The sequence below is a fragment of the Marinobacter zhanjiangensis genome (assembly GCF_014651935.1).
GTDB lineage: Bacteria > Pseudomonadota > Gammaproteobacteria > Pseudomonadales > Oleiphilaceae > Marinobacter > Marinobacter zhanjiangensis.
On sequence record NZ_BMXV01000003.1, the window covers coordinates 297891 to 315885 of the forward strand.

Below are 17995 nucleotides of genomic sequence, written 5' to 3' on the forward strand. Positions count from 1 at the left end.
AACGGGTTCCGCCGGATCGGCGGCCGCCCAGACAGGAACGATCATGCCAGCAGAGTATCCGGCTCAACATGTGTTGCTGAGGCCACTTGGTGTGGCCATTGTCGTCGGTGCGGTGTGCTACCAGGTGGTGTTGTGTCTGGTTAATACGCATCTGTTTCCTGCGTCGAGGGCGATGGTAGGCCTCGCCGAAGTCATGCTGATGCTGGCCTGTCTTCCGTTACTGTTGCCCCGGCTGCTGCCCGGGGTGGTGATTCTGGCATCGTTGACCGGGGCAGCCCTGTGCCTGCTGGCCCTGTTTCGTGGTGGCCTGGACATCAAGGGGTTTCGGGATGTTCTGATTCCGCTCTGGTTCTTCTGGCTGGGCAGGAATGTCGGTGATATCAGGCTGGCGGACCGGGTGCTGAAGATAGTAATCGGGGTGGTGCTGGTCGTGGGCTTCTATGAGCTGTTTGCTCTGGAGAGCTTCACCGGTTTCCTGGATATCTTCGGTTATTACGTCAACATTGGCAATCTGCAGGAAATCACCGAATACGATCGCGAAAGCCGGCTGCAAATGAATGGCATACGGCCCGAGGATATTGGCCGCACCCTGCTGCCATGGTTGCTGGACAACCATCGGGTGTCATCGGTCTTTCTGGAGCCGGTGTCGCTCGGTAACCTTGCCACCCTGGTGGTGGCCTGGGGGCTCAGCAAGGGCCGTGATGAGAATGCCCTGATGTGGCTGTTCGTCGGTGCCGGCCTGACCATGATGGTACTGGCAGATTCCCGTTTCGCGCTGCTGTCGGTCAGCCTTCTGATCATTGTCCGGGTTGCCTTCCGGGACTGGATGCTGTACCTGCCAGCTGCCATGCCATTCATTGTTATCGGGGCTCTGGTGGCCCTGGGCATGTTCAGCAACATGGGCTACAGCGACAGCTTCATCGGTCGTCTTGTCATCAGTGGCCGGGCATTGATCAGCTTTGATGTACCGATGCTGATGGGTGCTGACGGCGGCGCCTGGTTCCCGGACCAGGGCTATGCGCACCTTCTCTCCAGTTTCGGCATTGTGCTGGTACTGGGGTTCTGGCTGACCATCTGGATGATGCCAGTGCCGGATGAACGGGCCGCCCGGTTCCGCTGCTTTGCGGCCATTTATATTTCACTGATTCTTACGGTCAGCGGAACCTCGTTGTTTGCCATGAAGACGTCGGCGCTGCTGTGGTTCCTGTTTGGTGTCATTCTCGCCGATCCCGCCCGTCTGCCGGTGCCCAGGTATCTCAGGTCGGGCTGGGCCGGCTGGAGTGGCGTGGTGACTCATCGCAAGGAGGCAGACGCATGAGTCTGAATGTTGTGCATGTAATCCGGCAGTATTATCCGTCCGTGGGTGGCATGGAGGATGTGGTGCGGAATATTGCGTCCTGTCAGCAGGCGTCCCGGCGGCAGAATGCGTCCATCGTCACTCTGAACCGCCTGTTCCGCAATTCGGACGAGTTACTGGCTGCTGACGATGTGGTGGACGGCGTTCCGGTCACCCGGCTTCCTTATCAGGGTTCCAGCCGCTATCCACTGTGCCCATCGGTGCTGAGCAAGATTGACCGCGCCGACGTGGTTCACGTCCATGGGGTGGACTTTTTCTTTGATTACCTGGCGCTGACCCGGCTGATGCATCGCCGGCCCTTGCTGGTATCGACCCATGGCGGTTTTTTCCATACCGAGTTTGCCAGCCGCCTGAAGGAACTCTGGTTCAACACCATTACCCGGGCTTCCTCCTTCGCTTACGACCGTATCGTAGCCACCAGTGAAAATGACGGCCGCCGTTTTCGTGACATTGTTCCCGAAAGCAGGCTGGAGGTCATCGAGAATGGCGTAAACACTGACAAGTATGCGGACAAGGGCTGTCGGGAGCTCAACCGTACCCTGATCTATTTTGGCCGCTGGTCGTCCAACAAGGGGCTGCTCGAGGCACTGAATCTCATGCAGGCACTGCGCAGGCAGGATCCTCGCTGGCAACTGATCATTGCCGGTCGTGAGTACGACTTCAACCTGCAGATGCTGGATCAGGAGGTCGGCCGCCGGGGCCTCACGGGCGGCGCGGTGATCCTGGAAGCCAGTCCCTCCGACCAGCGGCTGTCGGAGCTGATCGGGCAAGCCGCCTGGTTTCTGTGTCTGTCACGCCACGAAGGCTTCGGACTTGCAGCGATTGAAGCCATGAGTGCGGGGCTTACGCCGGTGCTGAGCGATATACCCCCGTTTCGCAAACTGACGGAGGCGTCGGGTGTTGGTATCGCCGCCGACGCTACGTCACCGGAAACTCTGGTTGCACCACTCCAGGGGCTCTATGAGCAGGGGCAGGCTGCCCACGAGGAGCGGCGGGAAAGGGCGATGGCGTTTGCCCGTCAGTACAGCTGGCCACGCATTGCCGACCGCTACATTCAGCTTTACGAGACACTGGGAGAATCCCGATGATCCCTGACAGACTTCCCCGCGTGATCAGCTCCCGATGGGCTGCCCGGCATCTGCTGCCCTGGTTTGCCGGGCTTGTGCTGGCATTCTCCGCTCTATCGCCGGCATCAGCGATCTGTCTGCAGGAGGCGCCTCTGCGTGGGGTCAACCTATCGGGTGCCGAGTTCAACAGCAAGAGCATTCCTGGCCAGTTGTTCACTGATTACACCTACCCGTCGCCGTCGGATTTCGAGTACTTTGCCGAAAAAGGGGCCAATCTGATTCGCCTTCCCGTGCGCTGGGAAAGGGTGCAGCGAGAGCTGGGCGGCGAGCTGCACGATGGCGAGCTGAACCAGATACGCAAGGCGGTGGCCAATGCCCGCAACAATGGGCAGTGCCTGTTGATAGATCTGCACAACTACGGCGGTTATGAAGGGGATATTATCGGAAAGGGCAGGGTAACCACCGCCCATCTGGTGGATGTCTGGTCACGACTCGCGTCGGCGCTGAATGATACCGGGCATGTTGCCCTGGGCCTGATGAATGAACCCTTTACCATGGATATTGCCGACTGGGCCACGGTTGCCCAGGACACGGTGACCGCGCTGCGCGATCAGGGTGCTTCACACCTGATCCTGGTGTCCGGTGGTCGCTGGAGCGGTGTGCACGAATGGTTCAAGGACAAGACCGGCAGCAGTAACGCGGTGGAGTTCGCCGATTTCAGCGATCCGCTTGATCGCAGCGTACTCGAGGTTCACCAGTACCTGAACGAGGGATACTCCGGGACCAGGGCCGATTGCCTGCCCCCCGAGCACTTTGACGACATGTTCAGCAATATTTCCCGGTGGGCGGATGACAATGAACAGCGGCTGTTCCTCGGCGAATTCGGTTCGCCGCCACGGGAAGAATGCCTGGCATCGCTGGAACGGCTTCTGGAGCTGAGCAATGATCCTCTGACGTGGCGGGGTTGGGCTTACTGGGCGGCTGGCGCATGGTGGGGCGACTATTTTCTGACCGTACACCCCGACAATGGCCAGGACCGTCCGCAGATGAGCGTCCTTGAGGACTACTTCCAGGGCTGGTCATGCGCCGATGTCGACAGTGGCCGCTGCCCCAAGCCTCCGGAAAACCTGGCTGCGGACTGAAACAGAAAAAGGATACATACGCCATGGAATCAGCAATACACAAACCTGTTGCGCGTGCGGGCAGTAACGGAACACCATCCGGCCCGGCCCGGGCACGACATATTGGCGCAGGCCTGCGCTACCTGGTGCTCTCGGCTCACGACTACCGCTCGCCCCGCAAGGCGAATATTCACTTTATTGCCCGGGAACTGGCAAAGCGCGGTGAGACCCGTTTCTTCTCGCTGCGTTATAGCCTGTTGTCCCGTCACAAGAGGGATCCACGGTTATCGCTGGACGACCACGCCAACCGGGTCGAGAAACGCGACGGTGTCGAGTGCTACCTGTGGAAGACGCCGATCCATCCGTTCAATACCCGCCGTCCCGATCTCCGCAAGCTCGAGGACCTGATGTTCCGGGGCTATGTGGCGCTGGCCAGCAGGGTCCTTAAGCGCTGGCTGTCGGAGGCCGACGTCGTGGTATTCGAAAGTGGCGTGTCACCGGTGTTCTTCGAGCTTGCCAAACGCCTCAACCCCCGTGTCAGAACCGTCTACATCGCGTCCGATGATCTGGATACCATTGAGGTGGCAGACTTCGTCAAAGAGGCATTCCGCAAGGCGGCAACGCGCATGGACACCATTCGCGTGCCCTCCCGTACACTGGTGGATACGATACCTTCGCAAGGCAATATTGCCCTGGTTCCCCATGGAATTGACCATACCCTTGCCTCGAATGGGGCTCCATCACCCTATCGGGATGCCCTGAATGCCGTGTCGGTGGGATCGATGCTGTTTGATTCCACGTTTTTTGCCGAGGCCTCTCACCGGTTCCCCAATGTGCATTTTCATATCATCGGATGTGGCCAGCCCCACCATCCCTCCTATGGCCCCAATATAACCGTGTACGACGAGATGCCCCACGAGGAAACTGTCCGCTATATACGCCACGCGGATATCGGTATCGCCCCCTATCGGTCGGAGGCGGTTCCGGCCTATCTGGCGGATACGTCCATGAAGCTCATCCAGTACGATTTCTTCGGTGTGCCAGCGGTTTGCCCTCACGCGGTGGTCGGGGGCTATGCCAGCCGGTTCGGCTACAAGCCGGGAGACGGCGTGTCGGTAGAGCAGGCCATCAATCAGGCTCTGCAGGCGCCCCACGAGTCGGCCCGTCAGCATCTGAGCTGGTCCGAGGTAACTGACCGGATTCTGGCCCCTGCCGAGTTTGACGATGTCCGGGTAGCACCATGACCGCTTACCAGAAGCCTGACCTTTTGCCACTCCTGCCGCTGGCCGGCTATCCGGTGGCCGCACTGACCACGGAACAACTGAAAGCGCAACTGATTCAGGATCTGGATCAGGGCCGGACACGGATGCTGTTCTTCGTAAACACCAATTTTGTCAACCAGTGCGCGGCCCTGAAGGCAGACCTCAAGCGCCCCGAGGTCATTCTGGTGAATGATGGCATTGGTATGGATATCGCCGCCATGCTGATTCATCGGCGCCGCTTTCCGGATAACCTGAACGGGACCGATTTTGTACCAATACTGCTTGAGACCCTGGTGGCTCGTTACCACAACCAGGCGCAACGACCTGTTGCCTTGCCTTCGGTATTTCTGCTGGGTGCCGGGCCGGATGTGGCACGGCAGGCTGCAAAGGTGCTGGAGGGCATGGGCGTGGTGGTCGCCGGTACACTGGACGGTTATGGGGAGTCCGCGGATAACACCCGGGTGATCGAGACAATGAGGTCGACTGACGCTGACATTATTCTGGTTGCCACTGGTAATCCACGTCAGGAAACCTGGATTCTGGAAAACGCGTCGTCACTGGATGCCCGGCTGCTTATCGGCGTCGGCGCTCTGCTGGACTTCCTGGCCGGTGACAAGCCCCGGGCGCCGGAGACCATTCGCCGCCTGCACCTGGAGTGGCTTTACCGCCTGAGTCTGGAGCCACGGCGACTGGCCCGTCGCTATACCGTCGACATCGGCCACTTTCTGATCCGTTGTTTCCGGGAAAGAGAGCAGGGGAAATAACCGGACCAAGGTGGGGCCCGGATTCACGTATTGCCCCGGCAGCCGCTGACGTTCTCAGAGTGTGAGATTCAGTCCCACCTTCACGATGGTTGCGTCGAACTCCCGCTCATCCAGTGGGGAACTCCGGCTTACCCAGGTACTGCGAAGGTAAAATGCCAGAGCTTCGTTCATCTGATAGCGGGCAATCAAAGGGTTGACCACCTGGAGTTCCTCGGTCCGTGAGTTGCGGAGGGCGTTGCCATCAAAACTGCTGTTCGCCCAGGAATAGCCGCTGCTGAGAAGGATCTTCGGGGTGACCTGCCAGTCGAGGTCCAGGTAGAGGCGCTCGATTTCGGAGGGGCTGTCCGAAGTTTCGCCGATAGGGGGTTCGGTATACTGTACACCGGTGGTCAGTCCGGTCTTGTAGGTGGGCTTCCAGCGCGCCTCCACCAGGGCGTATCCTCCTGAGCCGTCGTTGGCCTCACCGTCCCTTTCAAAGAATCCCAGGCGTCCTTCCAGCTGGGTTTTCGGGCTGACCACCCAGTTGGTTTCGAGTTCCACGGTCACATAGTCGTAATCAAGGTCGTCCCGCTCCGGAATGTCCTCCGGTCGCGTTCGATCCTGGTTGGGGTAGCCCCGATCACCGCTGATCAGGTTGATACCCGCCGTGGAATTGCGGTCACTGGTATAGGATGCCCCGATGGAAACCTGCTCGTCGACATAGTTCAGCGCCGTCTGGCTGTCGTTGGAGTGCTCCTGCTCAAGACGTTGCGCTCTGACGGGGATGTTCCAGTGTGGTCCCAGCGAGTAGACCAGGCCACCGCGGATAGTCTCGTCCGTGAGGATGTCTCTTTCCTCGAACTCGGCGCGATCGACCAGGCGTTCAGTCTGGCTCCAGGAAAGATAGGGTTTCAGTCTGCTACCGATGTTGCCCTGCCAGCCCAGGCCACCGGTCCAGGTAGACGTGTCCAGCTCATCCCGTTCATCAAACCTGTAGCGGGTAACGGCGGCCCTCGCGTTGAAGTCCTGTCGGCTCAGAGTCTGGTTCAGGCGCACACCTACCGTTCCGGTTGTAATCTGTTCCGGATCGTCGTCAGGGAGACGGTCATAATTGCTGTCGCGGGTGTGGCCGAGGTCGGCATTGAACCGGAACCGGTCCGGTCGCTCCGATTGCTGGGCGATAACCGGGAGTGACATACCCAGGAGCATGACCACCATCAGCAGCGGGTGACCACAACGTGCAGCGGCAGAGAAACCAGACAGCGGTTGAGGCATGTTCGTCCGTGTACCCATATGGAAAGTCCTTTACCTGACGGAAAGTCGGCTGGAGGGACCTATGCTTGCCTGCGGGGCGCAGCTCAGTGGTGAACGTCCCGGAGGCCGCTTGCCGTCGCCCAGCCAGCGAAAAGGAACTGCCGCCGCGGTGGCAGTCGCCCTGGGCGACCGCGCAGGTGCCGCGGACAATCAGTAGGCCTGCTGCCCCGCAAACCCCCGGAATACCGTCCACCACAGGATCTTGATATCCAGCCATAGTGACCAGTTACGGATGTATTCCAGGTCGTAGGCAATCCTTCCCACCATCTTGTCCATGGTTTCGGTTTCGCCCCTGAAACCGTTGACCTGAGCCAGCCCGGTGATACCGGGTTTGACCTTGTGACGCAGCATATAGCCCTGGATGTGGTTGCGATAGAACTCATTATGGGCCACAGCGTGTGGACGCGGGCCGATCAGTGACATGCTGCCGCTGATCACATTGAACAGTTGCGGCAGCTCGTCCAGCGAGGTGCGCCGTAACATGGCCCCCAGGGGCGTGATACGTGGGTCGCCCCGCCTGGCCTGGGGAACGTCCGGTCCGTCCTCGCACACCGACATGGAGCGGAATTTCCATACCTTGATTTTCTCGCCCCTGACGCCGTAACGGGTCTGCTTGAAGAACACCGGTCCAGGAGAACTGAGCTTGACGCTCATGGCGATGGCCAGCATGGGGATGGCAACAATAGCCAGGATCGCCAGACTGCCAAAGAGGTCGAACAATCGTTTGGTCCAGGCCTGATCGGCCAGGGGTGAATCATAGATGCTGACGGCCGGAATGCCCTGAATGCCAGTCAGACGGGAATGCAGCAGATCGAAGCTGAAGATATCCGGTATCAGGTAGGCGGATACGGTGGTATCCGCCAGATCATGCACCAGTTCGCGAACCCGGCGCTCGGCCGCCATGGGCAGGGTAATGAATACCATGTCGATGTCACCGTTGCGGGCGGCCTGCTTGAGCTGTTCGAGATTGCCTGATACCTGCACCTGATCGTCATCGAGCCGCCGGCTCCGGTCTTCAGTCAGCAGGCGGTCATCGTAGTAACCGGCAATCTGGTAGCCCATCCAGGGCAGGTTGCGGATGGCCTTGGTGACCCGCTGGCTGAGGGAGGTGGCTCCGACAATGCCCACCCGTCGCTGGGCCGACTGTCGGCGAAAGCGCGTCAGCACCAGCCGCCGCAACCAATGGCAGACGATGATGGTGATGGGGGTCAGGGCAAGCCACAGGGCAACGGCGCGGACATTGATGCTGGCCAGCAGTTCCATGGCCGCCGCGAAGGCACCGAGAACCATGGCGGTGCCGGCCCATGCCAGGGTCAGTCGGTGGGCGAGGGCGGGTGTCGAGAACCCCTGCCAGAGGTGATAGACCTCATTGTTTTCGGCAAAGAATACGAAGGCAATAATGGCCAGTACCCCCAGCCAGGTATAGGCATGGCTCCAGGCCGTACCCCAGAACTGGAGAACCCCCCATAGAACGAGGATGACCAGCAAACTGTCAAAAGCCCGGAAAAACGCCAGGATGTTGGAGCGCTGCAGACGAATCGAGGCTGTGGTCCCGGAAGCTGGCGGAAGCACGGTGGCCTTCTGCTCCTTTTGCTGACTACCCATAAATCCCTCCGTGAATATCCCTGGGTCACCAAACAGCCAAAGACGATTCAGTCCTGCATTAAGCGGGCCATGAATCATCAGGTGGAAATCCGTATTGGTATGTCCTTGGGATTCTAAAAGAAAACCTCCGGCAAAAGACATGTAATTAAGATGGATACAATGACGTGAGGGGGTCTGAGTTGCACCGAAATAAAGCAACTATTTCAATAACGCACAGGCTTGTGGCGTACTGCCTCGGGTGTCATTCCGATCGATTAAAGTATTTTAAGATTCTGTTTTTATGCCATTTAATTAAATCGTCAACAAGGATGAAGTATTGTTTCTGACTTTTTGGTTTTCATGGCTCTGGTTTCATGAGTTAACACGCCATTACATATATCTTTATATATATGTAATGGTAATGTCCACATACTGCCATTTATGGTATGTCAATTTTCTGTTGCGATTATGGTGGACGAGTCCCACGCGCGGTAACAAAAGTGCCAGAAGAGGGCATGGAAGTATGGCATATCAGCTTCGTGCTGAAGATCAGTGCGTATCCTGCTGTATCAGCGTGTTTAGAATTGTAACATGACGGGTATATGGGCACATTTGTTCTGGCTATTCTGTGATCTGTTGTTATCTTTGGGGTTAAATTCAAGAAATATGTATGGAACCTGGACGGATAAAGTGTCATGAGCAGCCAAACACCCTCTGATAACAACGTTTCCCAACAAACCGCCGACGATCAGGAGAGCCAGTCCGCTGTTGCGTCTGACGCGAGGGTGGTCAAGAAATCCGGGGATGCCCGAAACGGAGCCAGGAACGCCGATGGAAGGTCACGGACCAGGGCTGCAACGCGAAAAACCTCGCGGACACCGGCCACAAAAAAGGCGGTTTCGGACGCTCAGGAGTCCTTCATGTATTTCACTGAGCGGGACCTGGACCAGATCCTGTCCAATCTTGACCATCTTCGGGAGTCTGTCTTCCCCAGGGTGTTTTCAGACAGCCAGAGAGACGAGGGCAAGCAGCAGTTCTTCCCGTCGGTGTGTCTGATCGGACTGGGGCGCTGCGGCTCCAACATCGCCCTGGATGTGGCCGAGCTGGTGCATAGTGCCCGTGCCTACTATCTGCAGGAGCTGGACAACGAGCAGCGCCGCAGCCGGGAAAAGGAAATCGGCCCGATGCGCTGGATCCGCAAGAGTCTGAATATGCCCAAGGCCAACAGCGTGAAGCCGGTGTTCCTGATCGAGCCCATGGTGATGCTGGGGGACCTGGACAAGGACATTGAGGGGCGCATCCGTTTTTCCCGCCGGGCGGACGAAAGCACCTTCCTGGAAGACTACAACAAGATGAAGATCATGGACCTCTCCGAGGTCCATGCCGGTGGTGCCGGTAACGCGCCGATCCTGGGCCAGTACCTGGCGCGGATCATCCTCAACAAGGATACCGACCACTTCTCCAACGAAGACTGGAAGTTCATCCACTCCTATCTGATTGATTCCTGTGGCATCAAGGCCAACCAGTCCCGGCTGTATTTCTACATCTTCAGCGCTGGTGGCGGTACCGGTTCCGGCATGGCCTCGGAGTTTGGTCTGGCGCAGCAGTATTCCTACATGCGCAAGACCTTCGATCCGAAGCTGGAAGACCGGGAGATGGAAAACCGGGACCATTCCTTCGTGTTCGAGCCCATTTTTACCAGCGGCATCTGCATTCTGCCCAACATCCAGGACAACCGGGTGGAAATGTCCGAGGCCCTGCACATCAACGCCGGCCGTCTGCTGTGCAAGTATCTGGCGGAGGAGTGGGACTTTTCCTATAACTTTGACGCCGACGAGACCCGCGATGCTGACATGATGCATCGCATCCGGCCCTGGAATGCGATGATGCTGATTTCCAACGACATCATGCGCTACGCGGAGCAGCAGGACGAAGGCAAGATCCGCGACGTGGATGTGAATGCCATGGAGAAGTACGCCAACCAGTACATCTCCCAGCAGATCTTCAACATCCTGACCGCCCAGGCAGTAACCACGGACTATGACGAGGACTACTTCCGTCGCGCCGGGGTGGATATCGGCGAGACCATTCGCCTGGACGCCAACGACCTGTTCATGAGTCTGGCGGGCCCGGTGGCCGTGGCCTATGCCGAATCCGTGGTGCCCACCGAGGCCCATGCCACCGAGTTCCGCAGCATCAACGAGGATTCGCGGCTGGATATCGATGACCTCTTCTTCCGTTCCATCGACCTGCCGCACTTCAACAAGGTGACCGAGGCCATCGAGGGTGTGAGCCTGCTGCCCATCGAGGCGTCCCGCTACCGGGATGCCCTGAGGCAGTACAAGGAGTCCGGTTATGACGCCACCCAGCTGAAGGACCTGCACTTCTTCAAGAATTGCTCGTCCATTGTGTCCATCGTGTCGCTGCCCAAGGACTACAAGCTGTCCTATATGGACCTGAACCGGTTGAAGACGCACCTGAATGCGCTCTTCCCCAACACCACACTCAAGCGTTATGCGCTGGTAATCGGGGCTTCAGCGAACCTGTCACTGACCACCCTGGTGGTGAAGAGCCCGTGCCTGAGCGATGATTTCCTGACGTTGATCGTGGCCTATATCAAGCGCTGTTTTGCCAACGACCAGACCCGTTATGACGACAGTCTGGACGAAGCCATGCTGGACTTTATCCGCTCGCCGGAACTCGATGAGGAGCTGATCGACAGCATGCTCAACGAGTTCGAGAATCCGGCCAAGATCCTGGATACCAACTGGTATGCCATCAAGCCCATGTACGAGAAGAAGTACCGTGAAATGTGCCACGACCAGAACAACTTCGTGTCCATCAACGACATCCGCCTGACCAGGGACAATGTCAAGAAGTCGATCAAGTACCTGCGGGAAATCTACCGTCACCGGATCAGCAAGACCCGGATGATAAGTCTGAACGGCGGTGACGGTGGGCGACCTGGTCTCACGCTGTCCGGGGAGGAGTAATCCGCCGGATCTGATTGCAGGCGGATTGCAAAAAAGGGGCCGGGGCACCGCCGAAAACCTGGAATCGGTGGGCCCCGGCCAGTTGCTACCGGGCGTAGCAATAAAGCGTCATCTGCCTAAACAAGGTTGTACAGGAACACCACGGCAATGCCTGCCGGGGTCAGGTATCTCAGCACTACCATAAAGGCCTTGTAGGCGCCGCCCTGCAGGCCGATATCCTCCGCTAGTCCTTCACGTTTCATGGCCCAGCCGGCAAACAGGGCAATGGCCAGCCCACCCAGGGGCATCATCAGGTTGGAAACCAGGAAGTCCAGCAGGTCGAATACCGTCTTGCCTTCGAAGAAGGCGATGAATCCCAGGGGATGGAAGCCTTCCCAGAGGTTGAACGACAGCACCGTGCCGATGCCGATAAACCAGATGGCGAGCCCGCCACCGATGGCGCTCTTCACGCGGCCGACCCCCTTGTGCTCCTCCAGCCATTCCACCACCGGCTCCAGCATGGAGATAGCGGAGGTGATGGCGGCTACCAGCAGTAACGCGAAGAAGAGGGTGCCGAAGATGGCCCCGCCACTCATCTGGCCGAAGGCCAGGGGCAGGGTGACGAATATCAGGCCGGGGCCGGCGCCGGGTTCGAGGCCGTTGGCAAACACCAGTGGGAAAATGGCCAGTCCGGCCAGCAGTGCGACGCTGGTATCCAGCACGGCGATGGTCATGGCGGTGCGGGCAATGTTGACGTGCCTGGGCAGGTAGGAACCATAGGCCATGAGCACACCGATGCCGATGCTGAGAGTGAAGGCGGCGTGGCCCAGGGCGGTAAGCACACCTGCGGTGGTGAGGTTGCTGAAGTCCGGGGAGAACATGAAGCTGACGGCGCGCCCGAAACTGCCACTGTTCATGGCGTAGAGGACCATGACGACGAGCAGCAGGAACAGCAGGGGCATGAGCATGTTGACGGCCTTTTCCAGGCCGGAGCGAATACCGCGGCCGACGATGAAGACGACGATGGCCATGAAGATGGAGTGCCACATCAGCAACTCCCACGGGTTGGCGAGCAGGGTGCCGAACTGGCTGCCGATGGTTTCTGCATCGGCGCCGGTGAACAGGCCAGCGGCCGCTTTACCGATGTAGACCAGGGCCCAGCCGCCGATTACCGCATAGAAAGAGAGCACCAGGAAGGAGGCAATGACGCCGTTCCAGCCGATGGCACGCCAGCCCGCGGCAGTGCCTTCGGTTTGGGTCAGGGTGCGCATGGTGGCTACAGGGCTCTGGCCGCCACGTCGGCCGATCATGGTTTCGGCGATGAGTACGGGTACGCCGATGAGGAAGATGCACGCCAGGTAGATGAGTACGAAGGCGCCGCCGCCGTTTTCGCCGGTGATGTAGGGGAATTTCCAGATATTACCCAGGCCGACGGCGGAGCCGGCTGCGGCCAGGATGAAGGCCATTCTGGAGGACCAGAGGGTGTTGGCCTGCTGGTGTGGCTGGGTATTTTGAGTCATTGGGTTCTCCGCTTCGTTGTTTTTGTCGGATTAATTTGCCGGTAGCTTTTAATGCCAGGCCTGTTGGTCCGTGCCGGCAGCAGGGCCGGTATGCTTTTTCAGGACACGCCGTGAATCCATCCCTGGAGGACCTTCGAAAACGTCCCTGTTTTCGAAGGTCCTGAAAAAGCATCCCGGCCCCACTGCGTCGAACCTTGTTGCTGGCTGCTAGTACTATTTCGAATTTTGTGTTCTGGCTTTAGAGAACGCTCCTGATGGCGTCCGCAACTCGCGGCAACACCTTGTCGTTAAGCCCCGCCACGTTTACCCGGCTGGAATCCAGCATGTAGATACCGTGCTCTTCCCGCAGCTGTCGCACCTGCTCCGGAGTGATCCCGAGGAACGAGAACATGCCCCGTTGTCGGGCGATAAAACCGAAGTCGCCGGCCGGGGCCAGGGCGTCGGCGAAGGCGTGGCGCAGGTGGAGGATGCGTTCGCACATGCCGTTCAGTTCGCGCTGCCATTGCTCAGTGAGGTCGTTGTCTCCCAGTATGATCTCCACAATCGCAGCGCCATGGGCCGGGGGCATGGAGTAGTGGGAGCGGATCACGCTCAGCAGCTGGCTGGTGGCGGCCTGGTTGATGCTGACGGTTGCCGAGATCAGCATCAGGGCGCCGGTGCGTTCCCGGTATAAGCCGAAGTTCTTGGAGCAGGAGGCGGCCACCAGCATTTCCGGTACCTGGCTGGCCAGGTGTCGGAGACCGGCGGCGTCTGGCTCCAGGCCATCGCCCAGGCCCTGGTACGCCATGTCCACGAAGGGCAGCAGGCCCTTGCGCTGGATCAGGGCGGTGACTTCCTGCCACTGTTCAAAGCTCAGGTCGGCCCCGGAGGGGTTGTGGCAGCAGCCGTGGAGCAGTACCACGTCGCCGGCCTTTGCCCGTTCCAGGCTTTCCAGCATGGACGCGAAGTCTACCTGTAACGTGTCGCGATTCAGGTAGGGATATTCGCGAATGGTCAGGCCGGCGCCGCCCAGCAGGGGCAGGTGGTTGGCCCAGGTGGGGGTGCTGACCCAGACGGTGGTGTCGGGGTTGCACAGGCGCAGGAATTCCGCGGCCATGCGCAGGGCGCCGCAGCCGCCAGGGGTCTGGACCACCGAGGTGCGCTGGCAGCCTATCAGGCTGCTGTCATCGCCCAGGATCAGTCGGGCCATGGCCTCGTTAAAGCCTGCGGAGCCCGCGGGACCCACGTAGCTTTTGGTCGTCTCACCCGCCAGCAGGCGCCGTTCGGCTTCGTGGACGGCTGCCATGATGGGGGTGTTGCCGGCGTCGTCCTTGTAGACGCCTATGCCCAGGTCCACCTTGTCCGGGCGCGGGTCGTCCCGGAAGGTCTGCATCAGTTGCAGGATCGGGTCCTGGGGCAGGGGCTTGAGAGTCTCAAACATGGTCTGTCTCCTTTTCCTCGGCCTGGTGGGTGCGGATCAGGGTGGGACGGCCTGTATCCAGAGCCTTGTAGAGCTGTTCCTGCTTTTCCCGGATGGCCTCGGCGGCCTGTTCCCGCACCGGGCCGTAGCCGCGCACGTCGGCGGGCAGTTCCGCCAGTTGCAGGAAGGTGTCGTAGTTGTTGGCGTCAAGTTCTGCCTGGATCCGAGTCACCAGCGCCTGGTAGTCCCTCAGCAGGTCGTGGTCCAGCCTGCGGTCTGCGGAATAGCGGAACGGGTCGATGGGGGTGCCGCGCAGGCTGCGGAGTTTGGCCAGTAACCTGAAGGCACGGAACATCCAGGGGCCGAACTTGCGTTTCTTCGGGCGGCCCTGGGCATCGGTGCCCTTACCCATCAGAGGTGGGGCCAGGTGGAAGTGAACCTGGAAGTCCCCCTCGAAGGTGTCGTTTACTTCCTTCATGAAGTCGGTTTCGGCGAACAGCCGGGCGACTTCATATTCGTCCTTGTAGGCCATGAAGCGGTACAGCTGCTGGGCTACGGCCTGGGTTAGCAGGCCGTTGGTCTGGCCGAGGTTCTCTTCCGCCTTGCGAACACTGGTAACGCTGGCCCGGTAGCGGTCCGCCCAGCGTCGGTTCTGGTAGGCGACCAGGTGGTTATAGCGAGTGTCGATGGACTGGTCCAGGGTGGGTTCCGCTTTCACTTCCACGGCTTGCGGCTGGTTGTCTGCCAGCAGGTCGGTGATGCCCTGCGGATTGACTGCCGCCAGCCGCCCCCAGCCAAAGGCTTCCTTGTTGCGGTCGATGGCCACGCCGTTGAGTTCCAGGGCCTTCATCAGGGCGGCCTCGGACAGGGGCAGCAGACCCTTCTGCCAGGCAAAGCCCAGCATCATCACGTTGGAAAACACTGTGTCTCCCATCAGTTTGTCGGCAATACCGTTGGCGTCCAGGCGGGCGAACTGGTCGCCACCTACGGCGTCGCGGATGAGGTCCAGGCGTTTGTCTGACTGCATGTCAGCGTCCCGGAAGAGCACGTAGTCGGCGGTGGGCAGTTCCGCCTCATTGGCGACAACCCGGGTGTGGTTGGGACGCAGCACACTCAGGGCTTTCTGGGACGAGGCCACTACCAGGTCACAGGCAATCATGGCGTCAGCCTGGCCGTTGCTGATGCGCACCTGGTGCAGTTGGTCCGGGGACGGAGCCATGCGTACGTAACTGAGTACGGTGCCGCCTTTCTGGGCAAAGCCCATGAAGTCCAGTACCGACGCGCCCTTCGATTCCAGGTGGGCGGCCATGGTGATCAGCTGGCCTACGGTGACCACGCCGGTGCCGCCGACGCCGCCCACCAGCAGGTCCCAGGAACCGGTCATGGTGGGCAGATCCGGGGCCGGAACGTCAGCCAGTTTGCGGGTGAGCACTGAGCCTGTGTCCATACCCCGGCTCTTGCGCAGTTGGCCACCCTCAATGGTCACGAAGCTGGGGCAGAAGCCGTTCAGGCAGGAGTAGTCCTTGTTGCAGGAGGACTGGTCGATCCTGCGCTTGCGACCCAGTTCGGACTGGCGGGGTACCACCGACAGGCAGTTGGACTGCACCGAGCAGTCACCGCAGCCTTCGCACACGTGATGGTTGATAAAGGCCCGCTTTGCCGGGTCCGGGAACTGCTTGCGCTTGCGGCGACGGCGCTTCTCGGCGGCGCAGGTCTGGTCGTAGATCAGCACGGTGCAGCCCGGGATGTCCCGCAGTTCCCGCTGTACCTGGTCCAGCGCGCTGCGGTCGTGGAAGGTGACGTCATTCGGGAACCGGTCCTTGTGGTCATCGTACTTTTCCGGCTCGTCGCTCAGCACTACCACCCGTTTGACGCCCTCGGAGGTTACCTGCTGGGCGATGGCGTCGACGGTAATCTGCCCGTCCACCGGCTGGCCACCCGTCATGGCCACGGCGTCGTTGAACAGGATCTTGTAGGTAATGTTGATGCCCGCTGCCACGGCCTGACGGATGGCCATGGAGCCGGAGTGGAAGTAGGTGCCTTCCCCCAGGTTCTGGAAAACGTGGGGGTTGCCGGTATAGCGGCTCTTGCCGATCCAGTTGACCCCTTCTCCGCCCATCTGGATCAGGGACTCGGTGTTGCGCCCCATCCACGATGCCATGAAGTGACAGCCGATGCCGGCCAGGGCCTTGCTGCCTTCAGGGACCTTGGTGGACGTGTTGTGGGGGCAGCCTGAGCAGAAGTAGGGCAGGCGCTTTACACCCCCAGGGTCCTGGGCGGTGGTCATGATGTTGATGGCCGCCACTTGCTCGCTGAAGTCGATGGCGAAGAAACGGCCCAGGCGGGCGGCCAGGAAGCCGGCCACCAGTTTGGGGCTGAGCTCACCCACGTAGGGGATCAGGGAGCGGCCCAGCTCGTCCTGTTTGCCGGTGATCAGTACCTCGCCCGGGCGGTCCGGCTCGGCCATGGCTTCCTTGATCTGGCTCTCGATGATGCCGCGCTTTTCTTCGATTACCAGCACTTCCTGTTTGCCGTGAACGAAGCCGAGCACACCTTTGCGCTCCAGGGGCCACACCATGCCGATCTTGTAGATGTCCAGGCCCATCTCCCGGGCCCTGGCTTCGTCGATGCCCAGCAGGTTGAGGGCTTCCAGCAGGTCCAGGTGGCCTTTGCCGGTGGTAACGATGCCGAAACGGGCCTGCTCGTTGTTGTAAAGGCAGCGGTCGATGGGGTTGGCGCGGGCGAAGGCCTGTACGGCCGCCAGCTTATGCTCAATGCGGGTTTCCAGCTGGGGCCCGGGCAGGTCCGGCCAGCGGTAGTGGAGGCCGTCTGCCGGCGGGGTGAAGTCATCCGGCGTGGCGAATTCCGGCAGCGGCGGCAGTTCCACCGAGGCAGCGCTCTCAACTGTCTCGGAAATGGCCTTGAAGCCCACCCAGCAGCCGCTATAGCGGGACAGGGCATAGCCCCAGAGACCGAATTCCTGGTACTCCGCAATATTGGCCGGGTTGATGGTGGGCATGAAGAAACTCATGAACGCCACGTCGGACTGGTGGGGCATGGAGGAGGACACGCAGCCATGGTCATCTCCGGCCACCACCAGCACGCCACCGTGAGGCGAACTGCCATAGGTGGTGCCGTGCTTGAGGGCGTCGCCGGCCCGGTCCACACCGGGGCCCTTGCCATACCAGAGGCCGAATACGCCATCCACCTGCCGGTCATCGTCGGTTTCCACCTGCTGGGTGCCCAGCATGATGGTAGCTGCCAGGTCCTCGTTGATGGCAGGGACGAAGTCGATCCGGTTCTGTTCCAGCAGATCACTCGCCTGCCACAGGGCCTGGTCATAGGCGCCCAGGGGCGAGCCCCGGTAACCGCTGACCATGCCAGCGGTGTTGAGCCCCTGCCTGCGGTCCAGAGCAGCCTGCATCAGGGGAATGCGCACCAGGGCCTGGGTGCCGGTCAGGAATACGCGACCGGATTCCCGCAGGTAGCGATCTTCCAGCTTGTAGTCGTCCAATGGGGGGGTATCGGCGGACATGGCGCCCTCCTTTTGTTGATTTTGTAAACAAAATTCTAGAGGGGATACCGCAAAATGTGCTTGCTTTTTGAGCAGGGGTTAATTGGATTTTCGAAAGGAAGTTTGATAAATAACAATCAGA

The 17995-nt window shown here is 59.9% G+C and carries 11 protein-coding genes; 6 read left to right on the forward strand and 5 right to left on the reverse strand.

Annotation, left to right across the window (positions count from 1 at the left end):
• The first annotated feature begins 43 nt into the window (after nucleotides 1-43).
• The 5 genes from IE079_RS08120 to IE079_RS08140 are packed head-to-tail and all read left to right on the forward strand — an operon-like array spanning nucleotide 44 to nucleotide 5571.
• Complete coding sequence (locus IE079_RS08120; protein WP_189575284.1) at nucleotides 44-1318, forward strand: polysaccharide biosynthesis protein GumE; 1275 nt, start codon at nucleotides 44-46, stop codon at nucleotides 1316-1318.
• Nucleotides 1315-2445, forward strand: coding sequence for a glycosyltransferase family 4 protein (locus IE079_RS08125; RefSeq protein WP_227712382.1), 1131 nt, complete (start codon nucleotides 1315-1317; stop codon nucleotides 2443-2445). Before IE079_RS08120 ends, IE079_RS08125 begins: the two co-directional genes overlap by 4 nt.
• Nucleotides 2442-3566, forward strand: coding sequence for a glycoside hydrolase family 5 protein (locus IE079_RS08130; RefSeq protein ID WP_189575286.1), 1125 nt, complete (start codon nucleotides 2442-2444; stop codon nucleotides 3564-3566). Before IE079_RS08125 ends, IE079_RS08130 begins: the two co-directional genes overlap by 4 nt.
• A gap of 23 nt (nucleotides 3567-3589) precedes the next feature.
• Complete coding sequence (locus IE079_RS08135; protein WP_227712383.1) at nucleotides 3590-4789, forward strand: GumK N-terminal domain-containing glycosyltransferase; 1200 nt, start codon at nucleotides 3590-3592, stop codon at nucleotides 4787-4789.
• Nucleotides 4786-5571 (forward strand): WecB/TagA/CpsF family glycosyltransferase, encoded by a 786-nt coding sequence (locus IE079_RS08140; protein WP_189575288.1) that lies wholly within the window; start codon nucleotides 4786-4788, stop codon nucleotides 5569-5571. Before IE079_RS08135 ends, IE079_RS08140 begins: the two co-directional genes overlap by 4 nt.
• A gap of 54 nt (nucleotides 5572-5625) precedes the next feature.
• Here IE079_RS08140 and IE079_RS08145 read toward each other — a convergent pair whose 3' ends face one another.
• Entirely contained in the window at nucleotides 5626-6825 is a 1200-nt protein-coding gene (locus IE079_RS08145; protein ID WP_189575290.1) for a hypothetical protein, read from the reverse strand.
• Nucleotides 6826-7014: 189 nt separating this feature from the next.
• Nucleotides 7015-8469, reverse strand: a complete 1455-nt coding sequence (locus IE079_RS08150) for an undecaprenyl-phosphate glucose phosphotransferase (RefSeq protein ID WP_189575293.1) — start codon at nucleotides 8467-8469, stop codon at nucleotides 7015-7017.
• Nucleotides 8470-9368: 899 nt separating this feature from the next.
• Here IE079_RS08150 and IE079_RS08155 point away from each other — a divergent pair.
• Nucleotides 9369-11441 (forward strand): hypothetical protein, encoded by a 2073-nt coding sequence (locus IE079_RS08155; protein WP_227712384.1) that lies wholly within the window; start codon nucleotides 9369-9371, stop codon nucleotides 11439-11441.
• A gap of 116 nt (nucleotides 11442-11557) precedes the next feature.
• Here the strand turns inward: IE079_RS08155 and IE079_RS08160 are convergent, their stop codons facing one another.
• The 3 genes from IE079_RS08160 to IE079_RS08170 all read right to left on the reverse strand — a co-directional run bounded on the left by IE079_RS08160 (nucleotide 11558) and on the right by IE079_RS08170 (nucleotide 17874).
• Nucleotides 11558-12940, reverse strand: a complete 1383-nt coding sequence (locus IE079_RS08160) for a sodium-dependent transporter (RefSeq protein WP_189575295.1) — start codon at nucleotides 12938-12940, stop codon at nucleotides 11558-11560.
• 238 nt (nucleotides 12941-13178) lie between these two features.
• Nucleotides 13179-14360, reverse strand: coding sequence for an amino acid aminotransferase (locus tag IE079_RS08165; protein ID WP_189575297.1), 1182 nt, complete (start codon nucleotides 14358-14360; stop codon nucleotides 13179-13181).
• Nucleotides 14353-17874 carry an indolepyruvate ferredoxin oxidoreductase family protein gene (locus IE079_RS08170; protein WP_189575299.1) on the reverse strand — a complete coding sequence of 1174 codons (3522 nt, stop codon included), beginning with the start codon at nucleotides 17872-17874 and terminating at the stop codon, nucleotides 14353-14355. The genes IE079_RS08165 and IE079_RS08170 overlap by 8 nt, the downstream gene beginning before the upstream one ends.
• Between the last annotated feature and the right edge of the window lie 121 nt (nucleotides 17875-17995).

Excerpts from the sequence above, each read along its gene's own strand:
- IE079_RS08120 (WP_189575284.1), top strand. The coding sequence starts at position 44 with ATGCCAGCAGAGTATCCGGCTCAACATGTGTTGCTGAGGCCACTTGGT.
- IE079_RS08125 (WP_227712382.1), top strand. The coding sequence starts at position 1,315 with ATGAGTCTGAATGTTGTGCATGTAATCCGGCAGTATTATCCGTCCGTG.
- IE079_RS08130 (WP_189575286.1), top strand. The coding sequence starts at position 2,442 with ATGATCCCTGACAGACTTCCCCGCGTGATCAGCTCCCGATGGGCTGCC.
- IE079_RS08135 (WP_227712383.1), top strand. The coding sequence starts at position 3,590 with ATGGAATCAGCAATACACAAACCTGTTGCGCGTGCGGGCAGTAACGGA.
- IE079_RS08140 (WP_189575288.1), top strand. The coding sequence starts at position 4,786 with ATGACCGCTTACCAGAAGCCTGACCTTTTGCCACTCCTGCCGCTGGCC.
- IE079_RS08145 (WP_189575290.1), bottom strand. The coding sequence starts at position 6,825 with ATGCCTCAACCGCTGTCTGGTTTCTCTGCCGCTGCACGTTGTGGTCAC.
- IE079_RS08150 (WP_189575293.1), bottom strand. The coding sequence starts at position 8,469 with ATGGGTAGTCAGCAAAAGGAGCAGAAGGCCACCGTGCTTCCGCCAGCT.
- IE079_RS08155 (WP_227712384.1), top strand. The coding sequence starts at position 9,369 with ATGTATTTCACTGAGCGGGACCTGGACCAGATCCTGTCCAATCTTGAC.
- IE079_RS08160 (WP_189575295.1), bottom strand. The coding sequence starts at position 12,940 with ATGACTCAAAATACCCAGCCACACCAGCAGGCCAACACCCTCTGGTCC.
- IE079_RS08165 (WP_189575297.1), bottom strand. The coding sequence starts at position 14,360 with ATGTTTGAGACTCTCAAGCCCCTGCCCCAGGACCCGATCCTGCAACTG.
- IE079_RS08170 (WP_189575299.1), bottom strand. The coding sequence starts at position 17,874 with ATGTCCGCCGATACCCCCCCATTGGACGACTACAAGCTGGAAGATCGC.